Source organism: Lachnoclostridium sp. An131, assembly GCF_002160825.1.
Classification (GTDB): Bacteria; Bacillota; Clostridia; order Lachnospirales; family Lachnospiraceae; genus Laedolimicola.
In genome coordinates this window covers 1-26,224 of record NZ_NFLI01000011.1, presented here as the reverse complement: position 1 = coordinate 26,224, position 26,224 = coordinate 1, and the positions used below count along the sequence as shown (strand labels likewise).

17 protein-coding genes are annotated in these 26,224 nt (G+C 42.0%); 16 read left to right on the top strand and 1 reads right to left on the bottom strand.

The genetic code is table 11. From position 1 onward, the window contains the following. Nucleotides 1–14 precede the first annotated feature (14 nt). The 16 genes from B5E77_RS10145 (at nucleotide 15) to B5E77_RS10075 (ending at nucleotide 25,960) form a co-directional block, all read left to right on the top strand. Nucleotides 15–3,470, top strand: a complete 3,456-nt coding sequence (locus B5E77_RS10145) for a tubulin-like doman-containing protein (protein WP_087165273.1) — start codon at nucleotides 15–17, stop codon at nucleotides 3,468–3,470. A 378-nt stretch (nucleotides 3,471–3,848) separates the two neighbouring features. After that, nucleotides 3,849–5,450: a hypothetical protein gene (locus B5E77_RS10140; protein WP_143468613.1), complete on the top strand. Its 1,602-nt coding sequence runs from the start codon at nucleotides 3,849–3,851 to the stop codon at nucleotides 5,448–5,450. After that, nucleotides 5,434–9,723 (top strand): hypothetical protein, encoded by a 4,290-nt coding sequence (locus B5E77_RS10135; protein WP_087165271.1) that lies wholly within the window; start codon nucleotides 5,434–5,436, stop codon nucleotides 9,721–9,723. Before B5E77_RS10140 ends, B5E77_RS10135 begins: the two co-directional genes overlap by 17 nt. Before the next feature lie 19 nt (nucleotides 9,724–9,742). Then, entirely contained in the window at nucleotides 9,743–13,261 is a 3,519-nt protein-coding gene (locus tag B5E77_RS10130; protein ID WP_087165270.1) for an FtsK/SpoIIIE domain-containing protein, read from the top strand. Nucleotides 13,262–13,289: 28 nt separating this feature from the next. Next, nucleotides 13,290–13,571, top strand: coding sequence for a hypothetical protein (locus B5E77_RS10125; protein ID WP_087165269.1), 282 nt, complete (start codon nucleotides 13,290–13,292; stop codon nucleotides 13,569–13,571). 14 nt (nucleotides 13,572–13,585) lie between these two features. Next, nucleotides 13,586–13,885, top strand: a complete 300-nt coding sequence (locus B5E77_RS10120) for a type VII secretion target (RefSeq protein WP_087165268.1) — start codon at nucleotides 13,586–13,588, stop codon at nucleotides 13,883–13,885. A 104-nt stretch (nucleotides 13,886–13,989) separates the two neighbouring features. After that, nucleotides 13,990–14,625 carry a hypothetical protein gene (locus B5E77_RS10115; RefSeq protein WP_143468612.1) on the top strand — a complete coding sequence of 212 codons (636 nt, stop codon included), beginning with the start codon at nucleotides 13,990–13,992 and terminating at the stop codon, nucleotides 14,623–14,625. Nucleotides 14,626–14,630: 5 nt separating this feature from the next. Next, complete coding sequence (locus tag B5E77_RS17010; protein ID WP_162609678.1) at nucleotides 14,631–14,792, top strand: hypothetical protein; 162 nt, start codon at nucleotides 14,631–14,633, stop codon at nucleotides 14,790–14,792. 38 nt (nucleotides 14,793–14,830) lie between these two features. Continuing rightward, entirely contained in the window at nucleotides 14,831–15,733 is a 903-nt protein-coding gene (locus B5E77_RS10110; protein ID WP_143468611.1) for a hypothetical protein, read from the top strand. 81 nt (nucleotides 15,734–15,814) lie between these two features. Further along, a complete protein-coding gene (locus tag B5E77_RS10105; RefSeq protein ID WP_087165265.1) occupies nucleotides 15,815–16,906 on the top strand; it encodes a toll/interleukin-1 receptor domain-containing protein in 1,092 nt (363 codons plus the stop codon). A 122-nt stretch (nucleotides 16,907–17,028) separates the two neighbouring features. Next, nucleotides 17,029–17,760, top strand: coding sequence for a glycerophosphodiester phosphodiesterase family protein (locus tag B5E77_RS10100; RefSeq protein WP_087165264.1), 732 nt, complete (start codon nucleotides 17,029–17,031; stop codon nucleotides 17,758–17,760). Nucleotides 17,761–17,822: 62 nt separating this feature from the next. Further along, a complete protein-coding gene (locus B5E77_RS10095) occupies nucleotides 17,823–20,765 on the top strand; it encodes a TIR domain-containing protein (protein WP_087165263.1) in 2,943 nt (980 codons plus the stop codon). A 14-nt stretch (nucleotides 20,766–20,779) separates the two neighbouring features. Further along, nucleotides 20,780–22,834 (top strand): hypothetical protein, encoded by a 2,055-nt coding sequence (locus B5E77_RS10090; RefSeq protein ID WP_087165262.1) that lies wholly within the window; start codon nucleotides 20,780–20,782, stop codon nucleotides 22,832–22,834. Nucleotides 22,835–22,870: 36 nt separating this feature from the next. Continuing rightward, nucleotides 22,871–24,157, top strand: a complete 1,287-nt coding sequence (locus B5E77_RS10085; protein ID WP_087165261.1) for a toll/interleukin-1 receptor domain-containing protein — start codon at nucleotides 22,871–22,873, stop codon at nucleotides 24,155–24,157. Next, the gene (locus B5E77_RS10080) at nucleotides 24,144–24,959 is read left to right on the top strand and encodes a hypothetical protein (protein WP_087165260.1); all 816 of its coding nucleotides are present in this window, start codon (nucleotides 24,144–24,146) and stop codon (nucleotides 24,957–24,959) included. The genes B5E77_RS10085 and B5E77_RS10080 overlap by 14 nt, the downstream gene beginning before the upstream one ends. A gap of 137 nt (nucleotides 24,960–25,096) precedes the next feature. Continuing rightward, a complete protein-coding gene (locus B5E77_RS10075; protein WP_087165259.1) occupies nucleotides 25,097–25,960 on the top strand; it encodes a DUF134 domain-containing protein in 864 nt (287 codons plus the stop codon). Nucleotides 25,961–25,987: 27 nt separating this feature from the next. Here B5E77_RS10075 and B5E77_RS17095 read toward each other — a convergent pair. Beyond that, nucleotides 25,988–26,224 (bottom strand): hypothetical protein (locus B5E77_RS17095; RefSeq protein ID WP_204248044.1); only part of this gene is annotated, 237 nt, incomplete at its 5' end.

The following is a 26,224-nucleotide window of genomic DNA, read 5'->3' as shown; positions in this document are numbered from 1 at the left end:
TAGGAGGGAGTAAAATGAATGCACCTACACTGTTGATTGGCCTGGGAGGAACCGGTTGTAAAATCATCGAGAGGGTATCAAAATTGGTGACAGACGAACAGCGCAGCAATATTGCCTTTGCCGTTTTTGATACAGATATCAATGATCTGCGGGGAATACAGGAAAGGAACCCATTTATTAAGACGATCCAGACGTCTACAAAGCAGACAGTTGGCGAGTATTTGAATAAAGATACCCACGCCAGGGACACATGGTTTCCTGTAAATGCGATTTTAAATGGAAAAACCTTGACAGAAGGGGCCGGTCAGGTCCGTTCTATTTCAAGACTGGCGCTGGAGACCGTGATTCGTGCCGGAAAGATGGAACCGCTTCATGAGGCCATTCAGAGTCTGTACAAAGTGGAAGAGGATAAGGTGGAGCAGGCTTTGCGTGTAATTATTGTCAGCTCTCTGGCCGGAGGAACCGGATCGGGTCTGATTCTGCCCGTGGCGCTTTATACAAAAAATTATCTGGCGACTCATTTTCGTCTGAGCGCAAATATTACCAGAGGATTTTTCATCCTTCCGGAGGTTTTTTACGAGGTAATCACAGGTCAGACTGAGAGAAACAATCTGAAGGCCAATGCCTATGCTACGTTAAGGGAACTGGATGCGTTTTTGATGAAAGGAGATGCGACTCTTCCCGAAAAGTATGAAAGGTCTGTAAAAATGCAGTTTCCGAAGGCTTCTTCCAACGGCTATGAGGAGTATAATATCAGACCTTATGACTTCTGTTTTCTGTTTGACGCTCAGAATGCGGAAGGCGGCAAGCTGAACTCCTTTGATCAGTACCTGGATCATGCTGCTAACTGTATTTATGCCCAGTCTATTGGGCCGATGAATAAACGGAGCAATTCTTCCGAGGATAATACGATCCGCAAGCTGGCCAAAGAACACGGACGCAACCGTTATGCGGGAGCAGGAGCTTCCATGCTGATTTATCCGTTTGAGGATATCCGCAAGCTGATTGCGCTGAAATGGACCAAGCAGTGCGTTTCAATGCAGTGGATGGAGTATGACAATCTGTATAACGAGCTGTGCAAAGAAAATAATCAGAAAAGAGAAGAGGGGCTGGCAGTAAAAGAGCAGACGCTTACTTCTTTTTATGTAAATCAGATTGAATCGGCTGCCAAACACGACGATGCGTTTGCAAATGCCATTATTCGTTCCACAGGAAGATATGTCAATGGCGTCAGGAGAATTTCCAACAGATGGGAAGAGTATGTAACAGCTGTGCTGGAGAAAACAGCTGTAGATTTGGAAGATAATTCTTCTGAGATAAGCTCCAAGAGGGAAGATGCCAGAGAGCAGATCATGAATCTGGGAAATGACTGGGAGGAGTATATCGGTGCGTATACAGCGGCGGATGAATACCGACTTATGTCAAACGCCTATATGGAGGAAGTGGCTCAGACAATAGCGTATTCTATGTTTAAGGGCTCGGGTTCAGATACTGCTTCCGGAAAAGAGTTTAAACTGGAAACGTATCTGGTGAATAACGACGGAGCTTTTCTTCACCCTAACGCGATTCGATATATGCTGATCAAAATTCTGGATTTGATGAAACGGCATAAGGAGGCAATTGACCGCGACAAAAAGGATAACAAGGATTACTTTGACGCTTTTGAAAAGAACACTTTTGACGACCCGGATTCGCCGGATGTAGAAGAGGGCGTAGATGATCTGACAGAGAGAAAGATTTCTGTTTTGAATAAGCTTACAAAACGTCCCACCGGCGAACAGGAGGAAATTAAGAGAAAGCTTCGGCAGTATTTTGATAATATTGAAGAATATCAGGTTCAGTGCGCCCAGTCATATGTGCTGGGAAGAGGAATAGAATATATTCAGTCGATTGTAGAGGCTTTTGAAAGCTTTTATAATTCTTTTGAAAGTAAGGTGGACGAGCTTGACAAAAATATTGCTGAGATCTGCAAAAAATATAGCAGCAGCAAGGGAACAACGGTGCGTTATGTATGCGCGAGTCCGGAATGCCTAAAAAAGATTTATGAGAAGAAGCCCTATAAAGGCAGCGCGATTGCTATAGATTCGAAGCTTGCAAAAAATATTTATCAGAGCGTTCTTGCTTATGCGATGGATACAGATAAGCCGAATAATAACAGATATTTTAATAAGCTCTTCGACGAGGGAATTATAGGATATTTTGAAAATGCTGTAATGAAGGATTATGGCGGCGAACTGGATATTGACGTCATTTCGGCTATTGAAAAAGAAGCGGATTATGAGGGCAGATATGAAGAAGAAAATAATGCATACGACTTAATCCAGCAATATACCCGGAAAGTAATCAGCGATACCCGCAATCTTTCCTGCCCGTTTATTGAGAGCCCCCTGGGAGAAGCAAGAGAGCCCATCAATGCCTGCACCTTCCACACGTCTCTGATGCCGGAAAAGGGCGATGAGTCGCCCAGGGCGCAGCTGATACGCAAGGAGCTGATGAATTTTGGAGGGGAACCGGATGAGGATATCTCCAAAAATACCATTATGTTTTATCAGTCCTTCTATGGCCTGCGCGCGAATGATCTGAGCAAATTTGCTCCGCCTGAGAAATCTCTGACCTACGACAGAAGCAGCGGAGAATATTTTAAAGCGTATTATGAGCTGATTGATGGAATTCACCCGGAATCACATCGAAGCAGAGAGATCAGCCCCCACATTGACAGATGGTGGCATATTATCACAAAGATGCCGGATTTGGACGAGGAAAATCAGAAGAGGCAGGAGTACGATATCTACGCGGCGTTTTTCTGGGCGGTTGTCAACCGGTATGTATATCTGACCGAAGAAGGAAGCGACGCAAAGGTATATAAGCTCAGAAATATCCTCTTAAGAATGGAGGACGATACGCTGGTAGTCTCCAATGGCACAGAATGTGATAAGCTGTATGAGGTTTTGGATGCTATTGCGATTTATCCCGAATTGATACGCCAGATCCTGACAAAGGTTAAAGAGCTCACACAGGATGATCTGAATACCAACAGTTCTCTGGAGAATGGAATGCTCTTTTCCGCATTGCGCACTTTTTACATCGAGGAACCAGGAATAGGACCGGATAATGTGTCCTCTGAAAATATTTTCGATATCCCGATGCTTATGAAAAAGTCTGCGACGCCTGATATCTATTACGAGGCTAATGTGATAGAGATGCTTCGAGTAGAAATAGAAGAGATAAAAAAATATCTTTCTAATTTCTGCAGCCAGAAGGAACTGCCGGAGATTATGGGAAAGATTATCCTGGCTCAGTTTGAAAAGCATTTGGAGTCAGTAGCTTTGGAAAGCAAGAGTCATCCGATGATTTACAGAGAGTCTCTTTTTGATAAGACCTGCGACACTATTACAAACGCCCTTTATGAGCTGGGGCTGAAAAAAGAAGCCCAGTATGTTCAGGAGAAAGCATCCGGACTTCGGAGATAAAGCTACGGTTTACATCAGGGGGTGGTGGTTTACATGTATTCTGTAATTATACAAGGTCAAAAAACACAGGAATCTTTTCTGCGGTACAGAACAATTTTCGCGGAACCTATTCGGAACAGGCAGATAGGGATCTGTAAATGGATAGAATCCGGAACCACTATTGATACGGCGCTTCCTGAGCTTAAAAGTCTTACAGATGACAAAGAGGAGTGGCGCGCAGTCATCGTCCGTTATGAGGACGATGACTGCATGGCTGCTTATGAAGCTGATTCTGCCAACCCATACGATTTTGCCATAAATCAGGACTCCTCTGATACAGTAGGGGAAAATCCGGTTCCTCTTGTCCGGTTGACACAGATGTTGGGAGGCGTGCCTCCTTTGGAAGTAAAATTCCGTTCCGAGGTTATAAAGGAAGCACACCGGGCTCCGAGGACGGTTTATGTTCCGATTATTGACAGAGAAAAAGAAGAGGCACACAGAGAGCTTGCCAGAAAATATGCGTATAACGGGAAAAAACCCTCGGAGCTTCTTATCATTACACTCAGAAACAGAAGCTTTTTTGACGGGGACAGCATCGGGCAGGCATGGCTGAATCATAAGGAATCAGAGAGTTCAGAATTCTGGAAGCGAAATCATTTTCCGAGTATATGCCGGTTTATGGTGTACGATGTGGAAGCGAAGGGATCTGTTCAAAAGGAAGCCGACGACTTCAGCTTTTGGTATGCGGTGATGCTTATGGCCAGCAATAGCTGGGATCCTAGTACCATGCAGGCATATCGTCTGTATAAGCTGAATGTGCTGCTGGACAAACCGGCTTTGGAAGAGGCGTTTCAGATTCTTGCGGATCGCCTTCGTGATGCGAAAAGAACTATTGAGCGGAGTATAAAGAGTGAAAGAGAAAAGGCTGTTTCCGAGGCAGAAAAGCTTCCGGATTATCGGATGAATATTTCAGTTCCTTTTAAGCTGCCCAAATCAGAGGAGAGACTGGTAGAAAAAAAGCTGTTTCACATTTTTTCTGACGGTCCGGCTTCTGATATAGCGCTCTGGTCTGAACAGAAAAAGGATACAGAGGAAAGGGTTGCTAAGCATGTCAGGGAGGCTGAACGGGCCCTGAATGCAACTGCAGAAAGGATGAGGGGAAACTGTACCTTCACTGAGGATGAGGTGTCGCTTCTGGGAAAATACCAGGAAGAAGATTTGAGAAAGGAAATAGACGGTATTTATCATCATATTATGCATATTCAGAGCGTCCTGCCGGAAGAAAGGCTGTCATCCGACGAGGGTGCGCAGAAAGCCTCGGCTGATGTGAAAAGATATCTGGGAGGACGGGTTGGAAAAGGTCCGGTTGCAGCTGTTGTATTGATGGCAGCCATGCTTCTTATACTTGCTTCTCTTCCTGTCATATTCCATATTCTCAGTGGTGAATCGGACTCTGCCGCAGCGCTGGCCTTCACGCTTTTGGGAGGAATTCTGCTTATTATTCTGTTTGCTGCAGGGATGCTGCTGAGACAGAAGGCCCGGCTGGATTCCTTGATTGAAAATTACAATCATTATATTCGCAGAGATTTCAGTCAGCTTGTCGGAGAGGTGGGAACCTATTCCTCATATATGAGTGAAATAGCCAGCCATATCCGGGGAGCTTCCTACCTGGCGCTGGCTATGCGTAAAAAGCAGGACCAGGGGACAGAGAGGTCGGGCAGATACCAGCATTTGAAAGCAATCCAGATTTTTCTTGGAAAACTGCAAAGCTGGAGTAGGGCCTACCATCTTAATGTTGATTTTGCTTCCCGCCGTCCAAACGTCAAAGTGAATTTTGATATGTCCGTTCCACCGCAGGAAAATAAACTTTATATTTTTGAGACGGGGGAAAGCTATCCGGTTGCTGTAAACAATTCCGGAATGACAATGGAATCTCCATACAGGTTCGGAAGAAAAATTGAAATTGTGAGAGAGGAAATTTACGATGATAAATGCGGCTAAGATATTTTTGTCGATTGCTGCAGCAGCGCTTTTATGCCTGATTCAACTGAAACTCAGTGCAAAGAAAACGCGCCGGATCCGACAGCTTCCGATGATTCCGCTTTCGGTCATTTTAATGACTGCGGGAGTCTATGCGTGGAGTGTCGATATGGGAGCCGCGGAGCAGCTATGCGGTATATCAAGCTTTCTGACAAATGCAGAATTGCTGGCAGCAAATATAATTCTTATGCTGGGCTTTGTACTCTTTAAGGGTATCTTCAGGCCACTTGTTGTTTCTTTATGCAAAAAAGAACGTATTTTAGAGCTTTTTTCCCTGGGATTTTATCAATATGACTATGATTATGATGAGTGGTTCCTGAAGAAAAGGTGGTCGAATTTTCGCAGAGTGTTTCAGATGGTCGTCTGGGGGCTTGTTCTGTTTTCCGGATTATTTCTTGCGGTCACATGGATTCTTGGAAAAAATTCAGCTGCCTGGCTTTTGTTTTTCCCAAGCGCGTCGGCGGTAGTTTTAATAGAAATCTACAGCTTTGTCAATGGACAGACAAAGGAAGAGTTTGAGCATACGGTTTTGGGTGATGAGGCGGATTCCAGAAAGATAGGAGGATTCTATAAACTCAGGGAAATCCTTGAACAGCTTTTTCCGGACGCTCTTCTGGCTGCGCATACGGGAAGCGAATTTACAGGAATGGAGAGCTCTGCGGCGCTTCTTAAAAGGATGAAGGAGTCCGACGATGAACAGGAACAGCTGACAGCAGAATATTTTGAAACAGGGGGCAGATACAGGAATGCTGACGCAGATTGCGTCCAGGCAGTTTCCGCCTTGATGCACAGGAAAAATGTGGTTTTTCTGAACCCGTTTTATCGTGATTTGGGTATTTATGTTATGCTGCCTTTGGCGTCTGTGCTGCTTTCCGGAAAAAAGGCTGCAGTGCTTTGCGGGAGAAGAACTGCGGCGGAGGATGTAAAGAAATGGATATCCGAGGAGCTCAGAAAATACACGCATATGAAATCCCTGTGGCGCGTTGAAAATCTGACATTGAAGGAACCGGAATGTGAAGTAGGAATTCTGACCTTTACGCAGATTTATGATAAAAGGATCATGGACGCCAATCTGAACTTTTTCCATGAGACGGAGTTTGTGCTTATGATAGAGCCTTCTCTTATGCTCAATACAGGGCAGGTTGCATTGAGCATTCTTGCGGAGGAGATTCAGTCTGATCCGGAGAAGAGAGGAGCAGTGTACTGTATTTGTGACAGAAGCGCAGACGGCCTGATTGATACGCTGTCTCATCTTCTGCGTACTGAAATTACGGATGTGGTCGCGGCGCCTGTGCCCAGATGCAATTATACAGCGATGTTCTGGGATGCAGACGGCGATTTTTGCAGACAGCAGCTGTTTGATAAGCAGATCAGATATCTGGGCAACGGATTAGAGCTTGCGGCAACTGCAGTCAAAAATCAGACTCCCGAGGTTTCCTGGTATGGCGGCACGAAAGCCCCGGTGAAGGATATCAAATGGATTGCGGGACAGTATTATGCTAATATCTGCAGATATATGAATCTTCCGATCCAGCAGAAGGCATTTAATGAAAAAATCAATTTTGTCTCAGCTTTGTGGAGCACAAAGGTTGAAAAGGAACAGTTTATTATAGCAGAAGATGAATTCTGCAATATGTTCAGTATGATGAGCACATACTTATCGCGGGGAAGCGAACAGATATTTGTAAATGTTCTTTCAGAAAATTATCTTCTGCGTGATTATATGCGCTGCAATAAGCAGATGTTTCTTTCAAACCCAAACGCCGTGCCTTCACTGGTGCCGGATTATGCAAAAACAGAACGGAATACTCTTTTAAAGCTTATCGTGAAAATGTCTCTGCATGCTGTTTCAGAGCAGGAAATAGTAAGAGAGTTCCGGCTGATTGGCCTGGAGACAGATGATGTATTTGGAACCCTGACAGGATTGCTGGAAAAGTATACCTTTGCAGACCGTTCTGTGCTGACTGTGCAGAAAGCGCCGTTTCATACAAATAGAAGAGAACGCTATTCTTCCTTTGTTTACAGCATTGCTGAGGACACATTTGAAAAGTATTTCTCTGCGTCTTTGAAAAATGCTTATTATATTCTGGAGGACGAAAAGACAGAAGAGGGATATATTGACGCAAAGCTTTTCAGTCATGTAACACAGACTATTCTGCCAGGTCAGTATGTAACCTATAACGGAAAATATTATATTGCACGCTATGTATCTCCCCAGAGCGGCGTGGTGCTCCGCAGAGCGTCAGATTTGTATGACGGGCGGAAATATTACCGCCAGATCAGAATGTATTTTCTGGAAGAGGATTCTTCAGACGAAGTGATTACCAGCAAAATTGTGGATGATGTAGAGTTTACAAAACAGAGGATGAACTTCCATGTAAATACAACAGGCTATCTGGAACTCAAGGACAGTCATAATCTGCGGACAGCGCGCAAAATTGATTTATCGGGCGATCCGGCGGTCTCTGAGCTCGTCAGGAGGTATCGCAATAAATCTGTATTGTGTGTGAAGCTGCCTGATACCGATGACAGGCTGCGCTTTACTGTCTGCCTGCTTTTGTCAGAAATTTTCAAAACAGTATTTCCTGATGGCTGGCAGTATTTGGCTGCAGTGACAAAACAGCCGGATGATATTGAGGGAATGTTGAATTATATGGTTTATCCGGCGGCAGGAAAGCTGAAAGAGGATTACATTTATATTATTGAGGACAGCGATATTGATTTGGGCCTTCTGGAGGCGGTAGAAAGAAATTTTATGAAGCTTATGGAAATTGCCGCTGACTTTCTGGAATGGCATCTGGAGAAAATGAGGGAACCGGCAGAAAAGGATCCTGTGCCGGTCAAACGGCTGTCCAGGGAAATTGAAAAAGAGACAAAGAAAAGAAGTCTGCTGGTAAAAATGTTCGACAGAATCCGCAGACTGTTCGGAGGCAGAAAAGAGGAGAATATTTCAATCAAAGAGCCAGACAGCGAAAAGGAACAGCAGGATCCCATACCAGTCTCTTCAGATGCTGCTCCTGAGGAGGCTGCTCAGGAAGCTTCCGGATATGAACTGGGAGAAGATACAGAAAAATCAGAAAATACAGCAGAGACCATCCAAACCTCTTCTGACAGTGCAGAAAGTGCAGACAGTACAGACAGCACAGACTATTCTCTGGAACAGCCGGAGGAATCGTCATATCTGAAAGATATATTGGAAACAGGAGAAGAGGACAGCCCGGATCTTATTCATGTTGATGGAACAGACATTTTTGACACAGAGGGAATGCCTGAGGATAACGCGTTTCTGGAAGAAAGCTTTGAAGCGCTCGGACTGACGCCGATCGCCAAGTCAAGATACCAAAAGGAATGCTTTCTCAAATTTGGGTTTGATGAGATTGATGGACGCATACAGGTGGACGAGACATACCGATATCTCAGAGTAAGGGGCTGGGCGGAAAGCTCTCTGACTCTTGCCAGAAAGGGAGAGAAGCACAATGACAGTCTGCTGGATTTAAAAGTGGAAAATTACTGCGATTTCTGTGGACTTCCTCTCAGCGGAGTGAGTTATGAAAAACTGAACGATGGACGGATACGCTGCAATGATTGCTCAAGGAATGCTATAACAAGGCTGGATGATTTTCGGGAATTATTCTATAGAACACTGGGAATGATGGAAGATTTCTATGAAATTAAATTCCGTGCGCCGATCAGCGTGAAAATGACAGATGCACGTACAATAGCCAAGGGCGTGGGCATGATTTTCAAACCGAGCACACAGGTCGCCGCCCGGGTGCTTGGGTACGCGCAGAAAAAGAATGGCAGATACAGTCTGCTTGTGGAAAATGGAAGTCCCAGGCTTGCAGCCATTAATACGATGGTTCATGAACTGACGCATATCTGGCAGTATATAAACTGGAAGGATGAAGAGGTGCTTGGATATTACGGTATGAACCGTCAGGCATGTACGCTCACAGCCAGAGATATTGTATATGAAGGGATGGCGATGTGGGCTTCTGTTCAGTATCTTTACCAGATAGGAGAAGCGTATTATGCATCTCAGCAGGAACTGCTTGCTGAATCGCGGACGGATGTATACGGTATGGGATTCAAACTGTTCCGGGAGCAGTATCCTTTTATAAAAGATTCTTCATTGCTGAAATATTCACCATTCTCAGCTTTTCCGCCTTTAGAGCCGGAAATGGTCAGAGATGCGGTGAAATCACAGTGTACGGAGAAGGAGTGCGGATGTTAGAAGGGGGGAGCGGAACTCCATGGCAGCTTCATTAATGGAACATTATAAACAGATCTTTGCAAAAGCAGAAGAAAAAATATCCAGGATAAGAGAAATCGAAACGGAGATTTCAGGAATTGGAGAGACTGATACAGAGCTCTCCCGGCGTATCGAGAGGCTTTCCGGACAGATAGAAAAGATAGAAGAATACCTGCTGAAAATCAGAGGCTTTCAGGAGCTGGCAAAGAAGAATCTCAGCAGCCAGAATGTCCTCACAATCGAGGCCCCTGAGAATTATCGTGTAAATTTGAATAGGCTGAGAAACTGGGCCATGATGATTGACCCGGCCTCCGGCAACGATCCCTATGCTCAGAGAGTATTTGTGGTAGCCAAGTGCGATGAATGCTTCCTGATGAAGAAGAAAAAGGAATTTACTGAGAGGATCGAAAAGCTCAGGGAACAGCAGACCTCGGATGCGGGGATTCGGATGGGCAGTCTGGAGAAAGAGCTTTCAGAGCTTCAGAGCGAACTGGATGAATATGGTAAAAGCGAGGAGCTGAGAGAGTTTCTGGATGAGGTAAAAAACGCCAATCGACAATACTGGTATAAGGAATCGCCACAGGAATTCTTAGCGCAGAAAGAGACAAAGGATTTCATTTCCCCAGGCGCTTATCTGGCCAGATTCGATTTGCATACAGACTGTCAGGAGTTTTTTAAAGGCAGGCTGGAAGAATTTTATGATATTTCAGGAAAGCGTATCCTGCTTCCTGTCGAGATTCCGGCAGATGAGGAATTTGTAATGACAATCCAGTGCGCTCCGACCAGAGACCGCTATCTGGACAGAGGGCTGCAGAACCTGATGCTGAATCTGATCAACAGCAGCGCTGCCGGGAAGCAGAAAATATATGTACTGGATGCTGTGCGTTATAATGCCAGTTCTCTTGGTTCGCTGAAACAGCTTGAAAATTCTTTTGCTTTGGCGCAGATCCCGAGAAATCCGGAGCTGTTGACGCAGGCACTGGAAGATATTGTGTTTTCATTTGCAGATATTGATGAAAAGCTGGGGGAGTACGATTCTGTAAGAGAATATAACGATGCGGTTTCTTCCAGCCAGCCGGAGCATGCGCTTCCCCTGACGACCCTGATTGTTTATGGATGGCCAAGGGCCTATACCGGGAAAAACAGAGAGCTTCTTCTTCGAATTATGACAAATTATGAAAGATACGGAGTCTCATTTATTGTTGTTTCCTATCAGAAAAGAGGCGAAGAGGGAAAAAGCGAGCAGTATGAGCTTCCTGAGTATGCTACGCACAAAGCGATAGATATTCAGATATCGGCTTCCAGGACAGTTATCTGCTTTGCAGACAGCCAGCCTCTGCCCTTTACATGGTATGTCTTCAATGACGACCTGTCTTCCGGCTTTGTAGATTCCTACAGGAAGCATAAAATAGAAAAACAAGAGATAGGAAACGAATATACGAAGAGGTATTCGCTGACGGAGCTTCCGCCTTACACGCGGGAATACAAAAAAATAGAGCTTCCGTTTGGTATTGACAGTAAGGATAAAGCCCATTTTGTATCTTTTGAAAACGAAAATTTTGCAGCTTATCTGGTGGGCGCTTCCCGCTCCGGTAAATCGACGCTTCTGCACACCCTGATAGCAGGATTGATACGCAATTATCATCCGGATAATGTGGAGCTGTGGCTGGCAGATTTCAAGCAGCTGGAGTTTAAACGCTATATGACTCATCTGCCGCCTCATGTGAAATACATTCTGCTGGATGAGTCGACAGAGCTGGTCTATGACCTGATTGATAAGCTGACAGAAAAGATGATGGAGAGGCAGCAGCTTTTTTCCCGTCTGGGAAAGCAAAGACTGGATCAGATTGATCCAAAAACATTGGATAAGCCATTGCCTGTTATTTTTGTAATTTTAGATGAGTTTTCTATTATGTCTCAGTCGATTGCAGAGTCGCCGATTTATAAACTGAGATTGCAAAATATTCTGGCAAAAGGCGCAGCGCTTGGAATTAAATTTCTTTTTTCCAGCCAGACATTTACAACAGGCGTCGCAGGGCTTACTTCTACAGCACGCGCGCAGATTCAGCAGCGCATTGCTATGAAAGGAACCAAAGAAGAAATCAGCGAAACACTTGAGCTTTCAGCCAGTTTAAAAACGGAGCAGGTACGAAACTGGATAGATGCGCTGCCTCCACATTATGCGCTGGTAAAGTTTAGAAGTGGAGCAGATAAACCACCGCAGGTAAAAAGATTTCTGGTTATGTATTTTGAAGATTATGCTCCAAGAGACGAGATGATCCAGCGCATTAGTCAGTCTATGCATGCAGTCGCCGGATATGACCCGTCCGACATAAACAGTTATACTGACAAGCATCCCGTGCTTGTCGATGGAAATTCTTATAATGCATTTTACAGCGCAGAATTTTTGTCTGATGTAAAATCAGAGAAGAAAATGGGCGGAAATGATCTGGATGGCGACGAGGTTTTCGTTTCCTTTGGTACACCAAGATTAATGGTGAAAAATAAATTTGCAGTGCTTTCCAGCGAAACAAGGGAAAATCTTCTGCTTATTGCGAGAACGGCAGAGCAGCAGTGCGCGGCCTCTGTGCTGCTTTCTTCCATAAAGTCTTTTTTGCTTCAAAAAGGCAGAGTACAGATATGGGCATATGGAAAAAACCGTCTTTACAAAGCCTATAAGAATGTTTTTGCAGAAAATGATATTCATATTTTTGAAGACATAGACGCAGTATGCGACGCAATCCGGGAACTGAAAAAAAATATTTCTGACAGAAAGCAGTCGAATGAACTCATTGTAATGATAGGAATGGAACGGATCTGTATAGATTTTGATTTTGCAGAAGGAAATAATACAGCTTTTGAGGGAAAAAAGAGCTTGTCAATTACTGAAGTAAGGAAGAGCTTTGAAGAGAAAGGAGCGGTAGTTTCTACGAAAGAAGAAGAGTTAAAGCAGCAATATGCTCAGGCGTGGGTAATGAAACGCATCAAACTAAAGCGTGAAGCAAAAGCCTCCGGCAAAACAGAGGAAGAGATAAAAATCTATCTGTCGGAAGCTGAAAAAAAATTCCGTGAAGAATACGGTATAGACAAAATTCTACAGGAAAGTATACATATTTCCGACAGCGCAGAGGAGCAGAAGGAAAGCAATAAGGAAAATGAATCTGGAAAAAGCAGTGTTTCCGGTGCTTATAATGCCCAAGAAGATTTTGTCTATGTTGTAAAGCAGGGAAGCAGATTGGGATATCACTTTATGATGAATTTGACAGATCTTTCTGATTTGAAGCAATGCGGACTAAAGGCGGATTATTTCAGATATAGAATGGCTTTTCAAATGTCTGCAGAGGATTCCCGTAATTTATTTGGAAATAAAATAGCAAGCTTGCTTCCCATTCATATCTGTCAGTTTGACGACACGATTGAAAAATTTTCTTTCCGTCCGTACCTTCATAAAGGAATTGGCTGGGATGGCTGGTATATTGATGAAAAAGGTATTGTGGTAAGTCCATACACAGAGAATTAAAATAAGAAATGTGCAGGAGGTATGTTTTATGGCATATGCAGATGAACAAAGTTATGAGGAAATGATTAATGCTTTGCAGAATTTTTTATCTGAAGCAGAGGAACAGTGTACAGTGATGGAAAAAGCAGGGCAGGATTGTGTGGATAACACAGACAATGATCCGGCGGCTCAGAAAAGTAATGCGGCGCTGCAATCCTGCATTCGCAGCATCAGAGATAATTTTGAGGCAATTAACCGTATTGCGCAGGCTCTGAGCGAACAGATGGAGGATATCAGGGAAGCTGCCGCAAAAGCAGATTCATTTGACTGAGGGGAGGGTAATATATGAAATACGCTGTTAATGAAGAGGGAGTACAGGCGATGAAAAAAATGTCTGACGAAATCAGGAATGCCATTGAAACAATGAATACACTGGTATCTTCTGTGAAGCAGACAGCAGACGGCAATCAGAATACATTAGGACCTCATAAAGCATCTCTTGACGACGCGCTTGCGGATATCGAAGAAAGCTTAAAAAAGGCGTCAGAACCTGCAGAAGGAGTAGCGGAAAAATTAGACGAGGTTGCAGAAGCCTACGCTGAAGTGATAGGAAATGATGTGTTTAAAGGGGCAGGGGGAAAATAACTGGCTCCGCTGCAGCCGGCGGCGCCGCTTCTGCGGGGAAAGCGGGCGGCGCAGCAGCCGGAGCTGAGAATAATGGTTCGGCAGCACCTGTGAGCTCTGGAAATTTGTCTGAAAAATTAAGCTCTGAGTTTATAACGGGATTGAAAAATATTTTGGGAAATTGTAAACATTCCGATGTGAAAGCCTTGTATGAGAAATATGAAGGTCATTTGGTGGTATACGAAGCAAATTATACTTCCGGAGGAGCCTTTTATGCTCATGGCCAGGGAGTTTCTTTTAATAGCGCTGAAGTTATGCGGGGAAGCATAATACATAAACCGTATCAGACAGCTTTTCACGAGTTTGGACATAATATAGATTATGTTATGGGGAATGGGAGGCCTGTTTCTGAAACATGGGGAAATAATGCTTTATACGATGCAATCAAGCAGGATTTTGATTCTTTAAAAGGCGATAAGACGGATATAGAATTGATTGAATTTATCAAAAAGGAAATGGACGATAATCAGTGGACAATCATGGATGTGGCAAGCGTATCTGATATACTGGAAAGTATGACAGGAATATCATATCCTTTAGGAGTAGGACATGGCCGATCATACTGGGATAACCGCCTGCCTAATAAAGAGTTTTTTGCAGAAACCTTAGACGGAGCCGCGTCAAATGAAAAAAGCTATCAGATTATCAAAAAAATGTTTCCCCGTGCCGTAGATATTGTGCATCGAATTATAGGAGGATGATATAAGTGACAAGAGAAAAGGCGATTGATGCTTATATAGAAAAGTTTGGTGGTTTCCCGTATTTTTTATTTTTAGGCGCTTCGGATGAAACGATTATTAATGCTGTGGTTTCAGCATTGGAAACAGGAGAGGAAATACAAGCGGGAGATATAAATACTGATTATTAACAGGTTTTTAAATTCAATGATAAGGCTGGTGGAGTATATTGAAATATTCTGTGAATGAAGAGGGTATCCAATCCTTACGCGCTATGGCCTGCTCATCTTTGAAAGCAATCGATAAGATATTGGAATTGGTATCAGAGATAAAGCTGATATCTGACAATTATGAGGAATTATTGGGACCACATAAAACTTCATTAAATGCTGAGCTTTTTGACATCACACACCAATTGCGTCATAGTACAGGAACGGTTAGTGAAATGTCAAAAACATTGAACGAAGTAGCGGAAGGATATGAAGAGATTTTAGAAAATGACAAAATTCAAAAAGCTTTCGTCTGCCAGCCGTCTTTTGAAGAGAAAACTGCTTCAAAGAGCAAAGGATTGTTTTCAAAAATATTTTCAAATGATACGAACAATAAAGACAATGAAAAAACAATTTCCTTTGGTGAAGGGCTGATTGCTGTGAAGGACAGCCTGAATACGGATCGATATTTTATATGCGGTAACCAGCATGATAAATTCAAGGATTATTGGGAGAATATGTCCGAAAAATATACGGAAGAATACTGTGAAGAGCCGCAAACTGAATTTATTTGTGCAAAAGATATCGAGGGAATTCCTCTTGGAGAAGGCGATATCAAGAATCCTGAAAGATTCTGGGGAAGATGGGAAGGCGGGACACAGAAAACCTTTGAGAAAATTGCGAGGCAGATTCCAGAGGTAAAGATGCTGCTGGATGCTGGAAAGTCATGCGATGAAATAGCAGCTGATAGACCTGAACTGGAAAATTGTGTAGATATATATTTTCGAAATCCTCGTGAAGTCAGCAAAGCGGATGGTTTTTATGTTTTTAAAGACAATGGGCGACATCGTGAATTGGCTGCACAGGCAGTGAATGGAATGATTCCAGTTAAAGTAACAAGCGTTATTAAACGGAAACAGTAGCTTGATTTTAGCTGTGATGTTTTTTAACATATGATAGATAATAAGTTGTAGCAAAGAACAATTTAGGTATGGGAGGATACGATGTCTTATCAAATTTTTATAAGTTATAGAAGAGAAGGTGGAGAAGCTTTAGCCTATCTTATTAATGAACGTTTATCTGCAGCAGGATATAAAGTGTTTTATGATATGGAATCTTTGACTTCAGGGAAATTTAATACAAAGCTATTGGAGGTAATAGATGTTTGTGAGGATATCCTGGTGGTTCTACCGCCGAGGGCATTAGATAGATGTATTGACGAAAATGATTGGCTCAGACTGGAAATTATCTATGCATTAAAAAAAGGGAAGAATATTATTCCTGTTATGATGAAAGGATTTGATTGGCCAGATACAATGCCAGAAGAGATGCTGGAATTGAAGAATTATAACGGTGTAGCAGTCACATTTGATTTTTTTGATGGTGTAATGATGAAAATAGTAAAGTATCTAACTACTACATCAAAGCCGGTTCAAAATATAGATTCAGATATGTCGTTAAAACACATTTTATTTTGGGGGGATTTTGATAATGCTAATATAGAAAAAATCGTAGGAAAATTAGAATTGGGTGATAATTTTTATGTGGAAATTTTAGATGATCCATTAGAAATTTTAACTAAAAATTTAGGGGTGGTACATTCAATTATACTAATTATTACAGATTGTACTAAATTTTCGACAAATAGCATAGCGGTACAACGAATCAACATGGCTCTTACAGAATATGTAAGAAGGGGCGGAAAACTAATAAGTGCGCATGATGTCATATATCGACGAACAAAAAACGAACTTCTTCAAAACATGTATGGGTGTAAAATTGCTTATTTTAAGCAAATAGACACTGTTCATTACAAAAAAACTTCAGAATGTTTAGAAGAAGGGGCATTTTCATCTCTTCCAGAAGAGTTTGATCTTCATGATGCTGAGATATGTTGGGGAGATTTGGCGGAAGATGTAGAGATATATTTTGAGACTGAAGACGGTATTCCACTAGTTTTTTCACGAGAATATGGGAGAGGGGTGTGTATATATTTGAATTCAGGAGATTTTAAAGAAAGACCTCCTAGATCGATTTTAAAACCTGAAAAAGATTTTGTGAAATTAATTCGAGAATCTATTCTAATGAAACATTAATATCAAAGAGATTAATAGAGAAAGGGATTGATTACGCCGTGATTATAGCTGTAATAGGTTTGATTATAATTTCAGGATTATTTCTTTTTAGCATTGCTCCCAATAAGAATAGAAGAGAACAGATGAAAATATTCGAACAACAATATATTGCTCATCGAGGTTTGTTTGATAATCAAAATGGGATACCTGAGAATTCAATTCCAGCCTTTCAGAAGGCTGTTGATATGGGATATGGTATCGAGTTGGATGTTCAATTGACTACAGATAATAAACTAGTGGTTTTTCATGATGAATCTTTGAAAAGGATGTGCGGAGTTGATAAAAAGCTAATGCACTGTTCTTATAAAGAATTAATGCAATATAAATTAATTAATTCGGAAGAGAACATACCTTTGTTTGAAACAGTATTACAGATAATAGGGGGGAAAGTGCCATTAATTGTTGAAATTAAGTCGGAAGGTGATTGGAAGAGTACGACAAAACTGATGGCTGAACTAATGGATTCGTATTCGGGAGTTTATTGCATGGAATCTTTCCATCCATTTGCTGTAGAGTGGTTTAAAAAAAACAGACCTGAAATACTAAGAGGCCAATTATCTACAGATTATTTTAAAGATAAAATAAAAAGAAAATGGTATGAAAAAATAGTTCTTACAAATTTGATGCTCAATTTTAAGTCGCGTCCAGATTTTATTGCCTATAATCATCAATGGTGTAATCAATTTTCATATAAAATATGTCGAAAGATTTTTCCTGTAGAGAATGTTGGATGGACAATCAAAAATCAAACAGAATTGGTAAATGCCAAAAAAGTGTTCCAAGTTATTATATTTGATAGTTTTATACCAAACTAGAAGTTTCTGAAAGTATAGTAGTGTTCTTTGACATATATAAAAAGAACAAAGAGGATAAAATAGTGAGCCACGTATTTATCAGCTATTCATCTCATGAGATGGAAACTGCCACAAGAGTTTATACTTACCTGGAGAGCAAAGGCATTCCATGTTGGATTGCTCCCAGAAACGTAGAGGCAGGTTCCAATTATGCCACACAAATTGTAAAAGCAATAAAATCCTGCGATGCGTTGGTGCTGTTGGCATCAGAATATACCAATGCTTCAGGACATGTCAGCAACGAAGTCAGCCTGGCATTTGACTGTAAAAAAGTTATTATTCCTTTCAAAATCCAGAATATCCAGTTTACAGACGAGTATGTGTATTTCCTGGGGAGAAAGCATTGGATTGAAGCCCATGAGGATATGAATCAAGGACTTCAGCAGCTCTACCATACCCTGCTCGGTTTTGTAAAAGAGCAGCCGCTCGGCAGTATGCCCGACGTGCCAGGCATAGAGAAGATAATACAGCCGGAAGCCGATGAAATTATGGTTGCCCAGGATTATACACGGGAAGAAATTGCAGAGCTTTTGATGGAGCACACGGAGAAATATTCTTATTGCCTGAGGACACGTCTGACAGATCGTGAGGGGTATCTGCGTTTTAAAGCAAATGCTCTGGGGCTTTTTCAGGAAACAGTACAGACCTTTTATTATAATAAGCGTCTTTCTGCTGATACGGATATTATACAGATTCTTTCTGAAGAACTTACAAAAGGCAGCAATATAAACGTTAGGGTTCAGGGTCTTCCTGGCAGCGCAAAGAATATGATACTTCAATTGATTTTCTATGAGCTGCTTTATAGATTTAGAAAGGGAGAAAGTAATTATCTGCCTATCTATATTTCGGCAAGTTATTATGAAAAGCTTCCATACAACCCGGAAAATCTGCACGGGCAGATGAAGGAGTTTTTGGAGAAAGAATGCGCGGATTACCTGGGTTATCTGTCAATTTATAAGGAAATACAGCCTGTTATTATGGTAGAAGCGATACGCGAACACTATGTGGCAAAGGTCTCTCCAGAAACAGTTTTAGATGAAATTTTGAGGCCGCTGGGGAAATTTAACCGAATCACGGCTGTTGATACGGGTCTGATTAAAAACCGTATGCGTTTAAAGAAGGTGATACCACTGGTAGGTGAGCCCAGAGGATATCTGCTGCAGACTCATCCGGTTCCTATTGAGAGGAAAAGCTCTGTTTTACATATAATCCGCTGCATTATGGAAATGTATGATTATCCTTTTAAGACAGAGACGATTTATGAGATTCTGGGGCAGATGAAATATTCCCAAATAGATATTTTTCTGATCCGGCTTGTGGCAAAGGAACTACGTTCTGCATATGGCGTCACAGAAATTCATATGACGGATATGTACTATAAAATGGCTTTGAATGAACTGTATGCCGATGAAGAAAAGCTGAGAAAGGCATCCGAGGAACTGTTTCGATATGTTGTAGATGATACTCTGGATGTAAAATCGCTGGTTTATGATGGAGATTTGTGGCTTCTGCCTCATAAGCATGGCTCTTATCTGGAATTCATGATGGCGTATTATTTTTCGTACAGAATTGATAATCAGGAACTATTTAAAGATTATTCCTTCTTTCGCACAATGCTGACATCAAACGCAAATCACTTTATGTCATCTATGTTGAGCGACAGCTATGGTTTGCAGGAAAAGATGCTGGGATTTGTTATAGAAAATTATGAGAACTTTGATATTCACCAAAAAAGTAATGGAGCCTACTGGATAGGACGGCTGACTTATAAAAATCTGACAAATCAGGCGGTGGAATTCCTGATGAAGGAATTTGTGCGTTTGAAGCCTGTAGTGAAGCCGGACAGCCGGGAATATCAGGAGAATTATGACAATCATTTTCTTTTCCGAGCGGTCTGCACAGGACTTTTTATGCAGGGACAGGTTCAGATCCTGGACGAATATCTGGGAATTCTGATCGGAAATAAGGTTGCCAATGCGATTAATCGTGGTGCCACCATAGAATATTTCGGAGACAATTACCAGATGGTAGCTCATGATGCTTATTATTTGGATACAGATTTAAGTACAGGAGTACAGGCGCTGGAGGAGTTGAACAAACGGATTGTGATTGCGTTTCGCAATGGTAAAACGCAATATCCGGAATATAATCTGGTTACGATGCTGATGCTGCTTCAGGCACGTATGCAGAGCTTTAGTACTTTGACGAATTTCAATTTGACTTACTATATCAAAAAAGCGCTGGAGAACCTGAAAATTTATCAGTCCAGGCCCCAGAACGTAATTTCTGGGAAAATAATGAATTATTTTGCAAGCGTTCAGGATGATTTTGAAAGATACGTTGCGACAGAAGGCTTTGATATTGGTTCTAACATTTATAACAAGTGCAGGAGTCTGAGAGATGTGAAGCGCAAACAATGGGAAGCTTACGGTGTGGAAGACCCGGAAAGCGTTTCAGAGCATACTTTCAGTGCATGGATACTTGCAGCTCTATTTTTGCCTGCACATATGGAGACAGAGGGGTATATTAAAAGTGAAGTCCTGGATATGATTTTGATACATGATATGGCAAGATATGAAACTGAGGGTCATGAAACAGATAGAGGAGAGACAAAAGAAACGCTGTATGAAAAGGATTTTGTGTCACGAAAGCTTTTTCTGAAAGGAACATATCCGAATGTGGCAAGCCTTACTTATTATTATAATATATGGACAGGTTATCGTAATGGCATTAATATCAATTCAAGACTTGCCCGGGATATTGTACTGCTCCAGACGGTCTATACTTTCTGTGAATACTGTACCAGATATCCGGAAAAATTTACGAAAAAAGATATTGACAGCTGGATTTCTGAAAAAGCAAATCTTATCACAGAAACGGGATATGAATTATTTGAAAGACTGATTGAGAAAAATCCGGATTATATAAAGCTTATAGAAGTGCATCAAAACGAATCTCAGATGTAATGGAGGAAATAAGAATGCTTTGGGCAGTTTCATTTTCAGCCGCATTGTTTTTTGTCTGCTTTGGACTACTGTTTTCCATTTTGAAAAAGCGCTTTGGGTTTGGAAAATCATGGAATACAACTGCTGTTTTGGGAGCGGGAGTGTTCCTTGCCTGCATGTCCTTAACCTTCCCGGTTTTTCTTTCGGGAGAAACAGCTGGATATGCATTGCTGAAAGCAGCTTCTCACAGTATCCGGATGTTTGTAGTGGATACGGCTGTAAGTGACATAACAGATGAATTGTATGCTATACAGAGCCCTGCTTTTTATGGAGTTTACAAGACCTTTGTGTGTCTTATGTATCTTGCTGCCCCTGCATTTACTCTTGGCATTGTTGCAGAGTATTTTGGAGAGATTCGGGAAGTTATGCATATCCGGATTTTCTATAGAAGAAAAAAATATATTTTTTCCCAGTTGAATGAACGTTCCTGCATACTGGCAGAAAGCATCGCTGCAAAAAATCGAAATGCCGGTATCCATGCGCTTTATATCTTTTGCAATGTGGATGAGGAAAAAGCGGATGATTTTGATACGCTGAAAAGGAGAGCAGCGTCTGTCGGGGCTGTTCTTATCGGAAGAAATGAGATGGAGCTCCCATTTTGGAGGTATGGAAGAGCCGGAAAAGAAGACTTCTATTTTGAAATATGTACAGACGAGGATCGTAATCTGCAAAATGCTATCCATCTGATTGAAAAAGCGGAAAAACGTCTTTCTCCTTCTGAACAGAAGAGGGTAAATATTTATGTTTTCTCAAACAAAAAGGAAGCGGAGATTGTTTTGGATACTGTCGAAAAGGGCGAATTGAGAGTGCGTCTTCTTGACCCGGAAGAATCTGCAATTTATCAGCTACTGTTTCAGTATCCGCTATACCGGAATCTGCCTGAAAATGCCTCGGCAATAAAGGTTTTAATTTTGGGATGCGGCCGGACAGGAACGGAGGCGCTAAAAGCAGTACTCTGGTGTGGGCAAATGCATTCCCTGGGATTTGAAGCCTGTGTTGTAGACAAAAACGCAGAGCGGGCTGAACAGAAGATTCGTCACGATTGCCCGGAGCTCATGGAAAATGGCTATCACATAGAATTTATAAGCTGTGATGTATTCAGCGGTACATTTGACGAATTGCTGAAAACGAAAATGCAGGATATGACATATTGTATTCTGGCATTGGGAGGAGACGAAGAAAATATTTGTATGGCAATCGATCTGCGCAGGGCATACCGATATCTCCATATGGAGTATAATCCGACCATTGCACTGCGTGTCAGAGGGAAAAAGACAACTCATGCCGTTCGCTCTCTCGGTGAAAGATCGAATGTAAGGCCGGATTTGCTTTTGAGCTATGAACTGATTCCGTTTGGCTGTGAAGCGGAATTCTATAATTCTGATTTGCTTGGGACGACAGGATATGAAGCGCTTGCTTTAAATATCCATCTGCAGTATTGCTCGGATAAAAATGGAGTATTATATGGGGAGAATCAGGAGAAAGCAAAGAGCGATGCAATTCGATCTTATTACAGCCGGCAGAGTAACATCCGCTCAAGCCGTGCCAATGCCCTGCATATTCGATATAAGCTGTGGGAGCTTGGTTATGACATGGAGGAAGAAAATGAGAATGGAGAAAAATGTGAAGAGAAGGATTTTTCCGATTTTATGAGATTGGCGGAAATCCAGGAGAACATGGAGTGGCTGGCAGATATGGAGCACCGGCGGTGGGCGGTATTTTACTATACAGAAGGCTGGCGCCGTGCGGATATGTTCAGATATAGAAGTTACTGTACTGTATTCAAGGGCTATGACCCTCTTGGAAGATGTCATCCGTGTCTGGTTTCTACAGAAGAGTTGGAAGAGCTGGATTTAGAGGTTCAAAGAATTTATCGGGAAGAAACAGGACGTGTATACCATCCGGATTATGTGGAGAGCGACAAAAAGTTTATCCGGTTTATCCCCAGGATTCTTCAGGATTACTGGAAGGTAACAGGCCAGAGGTATCGGATTTTCAAGCGGGCAGATACGTCTGTAGTGTCCGAATGAATGTATAACAGGACGGATTAAAAGGAAAGGACTGAGATGTTTGCGATTTGGCAAACATCCTGTGTGCAGCATATGAAAGAGAAGATTAGAAATGCGGAACAATACTTTTCCAAATTACCTTCAGAAAAGACAAGAGAATATGAAAAGAAAATTGCCAGTTATGCGGAACAGATGACGACGAAAGATGGAATAGACGCCTTGAAGCAGATGATTGAAGGTTCGTCAGAGTACGCATTTGAAGCATTTTTCTGCTTGAGTATCATATACCGGCGCAGCAAGGATTTTGAACTGATGCGTGATTTAATTTATAAGTATCCACAGTTTAAAAAGAGAATTTCCTTTAATCATATCGTGATACAATATTTGGTACATAGCGAAACATTTTACGATTATGATGAATTGTTGTCAATGGCCTACCGAGATGCACAAATGTTTGACAAAAATGCGGGTTATCTACAATCCTTTTGTAACGCATTTATTACTATTTGTGAACAATGTGATGAAGAGAGTAAAAAAAGAATTACCAGAGAGTGGTATGATTCCGCTTTGGAAAGTATAAACCAAGCAATTCAGCTGGATCCGGACTATGCTAAATTTTATGATACAAAAGCAAGAATCATTGGCCTTAAAGAAAAATATTCAGAAGCAGAATGGCTGTTGAATCAGGCTATCAGCAAAGAAAATTCAACTCGTCCTGACTATGCCATTACCCTGCAAACTTATCAATCTCATAAAATGAACCTTGCTTTGCAGAAATTAAAAAATCAGTATGAAAGCAGGCTTATCAGTTTGGAGCATCAAATAGAAAGTTTGAAAAAAAGTATGAATATGTTGCCTGGTAGCGCTGCCTTTATTATGGAGCAGAAAACGAATGGTGAAGAAAGTGTATATTATCCGGAGGCATATAAAGGGAATGGCCCATATGCTTTTATAAGCTATGCACATCGAGATAAGGATGAAGTATATGAAATTATTAGAATGCTTCAGTATTTTGGCGTGAATACATGGTTTGATGAAGGAATACAGGCAGGCACAGAATGGCCGGAAGAAATAGGAAATCATTTGTTAGGAAGTAAAATGGTTGTAGTTATGCTGTCCACAAATTCTTTGCAGTCAGCGAATGTTAGAAGAGAAGTAAATCTTGCTTTATCTGAGAATAGAAGGGTAATTGTCGCGTTACTTGATGATGTGGCAATGTCTCCGGGAATGAAGCTTCAATTTGGACTATATCAGATGATCAGCAAGAAAAATTATGATATAAATGAATTTGTAAATAAGTTGGGAAGCGCGATACGAAAGGAGTTTCTCGGTGGAGAATGTTAGAATAATAGAAAAGTTTACTAAGTCGAAATCAACAGATACAGATGCGAATGAAGATGGTTATCTTATAACAGAGAACTACATAGCGGTGATTGACGGGGCAACCAGCAAGACAGAAATGATGACATCCGGAAAGACAGGCGGTCGGATACTGAAAGACATCATTATGGATGCAATTAAAGAATTAAAAGGCGGCGAAGAAAGTTCTTCCGCGATTTGTGCCATACAAAAAGTAATTTTGGAAAAAGCATCTGAAGAGAGAATCGGGCATGCATCAGCGTCAGCGATTATTTATTCTATAAAAAAGCATGAGATCTGGTCGATAGGAGATTGTCAGGCATATGTTGGGAAAAAGCATTATATCAATGCAAAGGAGATTGATATAATTCTTTCACAGGCACGCACAGTGGCGGTCAGAGCATATCTTGAAGAGGGAACGACAGTTCAAGAGCTTCTTGAACATGATAAATGTCGTGAATTGATTTTACCTTTTTTGAAACTTCAAGCAGCGTTTGAAAATAAGAAAGTATCATTGGGATATTGTGTTTTTAACAACATAACGAATGGAGAAGTTTTTCCGTATGAAATGGTAACAGTAATTCCTGTAACAGAACCTGCAGAAATTGTACTGGCAAGTGATGGATATCCTTTATTAAAGACTACTCTGGCTGAAAGCGAAGAGATGCTTCAAAGGGTTTTAAAAGAGGATCCCCTGTGTTATCAAATAGTACCTTCTACAAAAGGAGTACAAAAAGGAAATTGTAGTTTTGATGACAGAACGTATATTAGATTTCAAATAAATTAAGGGATGTATGAAAAATATAGGATTTGTTTTGAGGGAGCCGGTATATTTATGATTAGGATAGTACCTCTTGCATTTTCTCTCCCCGTATGCTATACTTATTTTCGACATATGACGGAAACCAACCGGAGGTGATATGCTTGGCACGTCCCAGCCGCTGCAGAAGAATCTGCTCAGAACCAGCTTATGACAGTTTTATCCCGGAGGGAATTCCCTGCGGCAGTCAGGTTACTCTGACGCTGGATGAATATGAAGTCATCCGGCTCATAGATCTGGAAAAGCTCACCCATGAGCAGTGCGCCAGGCAGATGGATATTTCCAGGACGACTGTGACAGAGATCTATGAATCGGCCCGTGAAAAGATAGCGGACTGTATCGTAAACGGAAAACCGCTTCTTATCGCAGGCGGGAATTACCGCTTCTGTGACGGTTCAGCCATTCGTTTCTGCCAGAAGGTTTGCCGCAGAAAAAGTGCAGAAGCCGGAGAGAACAGCGGAGACGGAACCTATACGGAACCGGAAGGCTCTGCGTCCCGTTTATCTATGCTGAAGCAGCAGATTCCGGCGAAAGGAGAGAATGAGATGAGAGTAGCAGTAACCTATGAAAACGGAGAAGTATTCCAGCACTTCGGACATACGGAGCAGTTCAAGATCTATGATGTGGAAGAAGGGAAGATTACAAAGGAGCAGGTTGTAGATACAAATGGAAGCGGGCATGGCGCTCTGGCAGGCTTTCTTACGGATTTGCAGGTAGACACTCTGATCTGCGGCGGAATCGGAGCAGGAGCCCAGAATGCACTGGCAGAAGCCGGAATTCAGCTTTACGGCGGCGTCTCCGGAAGCGCAGATGATGCGGTAAAAGCTCTGGCAGCAGGAACTCTTTCCTACAATCCGGATGTACAGTGCAGTCATCACGGAAATCATGAGCATGGGGAAGGACACAGCTGCGGCCATGAGCACGGTCACGGAGATCATGAGTGCCGTCATGGCAACTGCGGGCGGTAAGGCGTAAGACTGCACAGAGCGGAAGCCTTAAAACCAACAAATAAAGATATAAAAACCCAAGACAGGGAAGGAATATGGACAAATGCAGAAATACGGTCCATATCCCTTCCCTGTTTGTAACCGCCAAATAATACCGCGGTAAAATTTAAAATTACCGTATACGGTAAACCATGAGTACCGACTCATTTTATGACCGCCGTTACCGGCGGACGGTTTACACAACATTTGTTGTTTTTGTTTTACTCCGGCAGATTTCCGGTAGCT

What these genes read in the sequence shown, in the direction of transcription:
- B5E77_RS10145 (WP_087165273.1), top strand. Translation starts at nt 15, where the DNA reads ATGAATGCACCTACACTGTTGATTGGCCTGGGAGGAACCGGTTGTAAA.
- B5E77_RS10135 (WP_087165271.1), top strand. Translation starts at nt 5,434, where the DNA reads ATGATAAATGCGGCTAAGATATTTTTGTCGATTGCTGCAGCAGCGCTT.
- B5E77_RS10130 (WP_087165270.1), top strand. Translation starts at nt 9,743, where the DNA reads ATGGCAGCTTCATTAATGGAACATTATAAACAGATCTTTGCAAAAGCA.
- B5E77_RS10125 (WP_087165269.1), top strand. Translation starts at nt 13,290, where the DNA reads ATGGCATATGCAGATGAACAAAGTTATGAGGAAATGATTAATGCTTTG.
- B5E77_RS10120 (WP_087165268.1), top strand. Translation starts at nt 13,586, where the DNA reads ATGAAATACGCTGTTAATGAAGAGGGAGTACAGGCGATGAAAAAAATG.
- B5E77_RS10105 (WP_087165265.1), top strand. Translation starts at nt 15,815, where the DNA reads ATGTCTTATCAAATTTTTATAAGTTATAGAAGAGAAGGTGGAGAAGCT.
- B5E77_RS10100 (WP_087165264.1), top strand. Translation starts at nt 17,029, where the DNA reads ATGAAAATATTCGAACAACAATATATTGCTCATCGAGGTTTGTTTGAT.
- B5E77_RS10090 (WP_087165262.1), top strand. Translation starts at nt 20,780, where the DNA reads ATGCTTTGGGCAGTTTCATTTTCAGCCGCATTGTTTTTTGTCTGCTTT.
- B5E77_RS10085 (WP_087165261.1), top strand. Translation starts at nt 22,871, where the DNA reads ATGTTTGCGATTTGGCAAACATCCTGTGTGCAGCATATGAAAGAGAAG.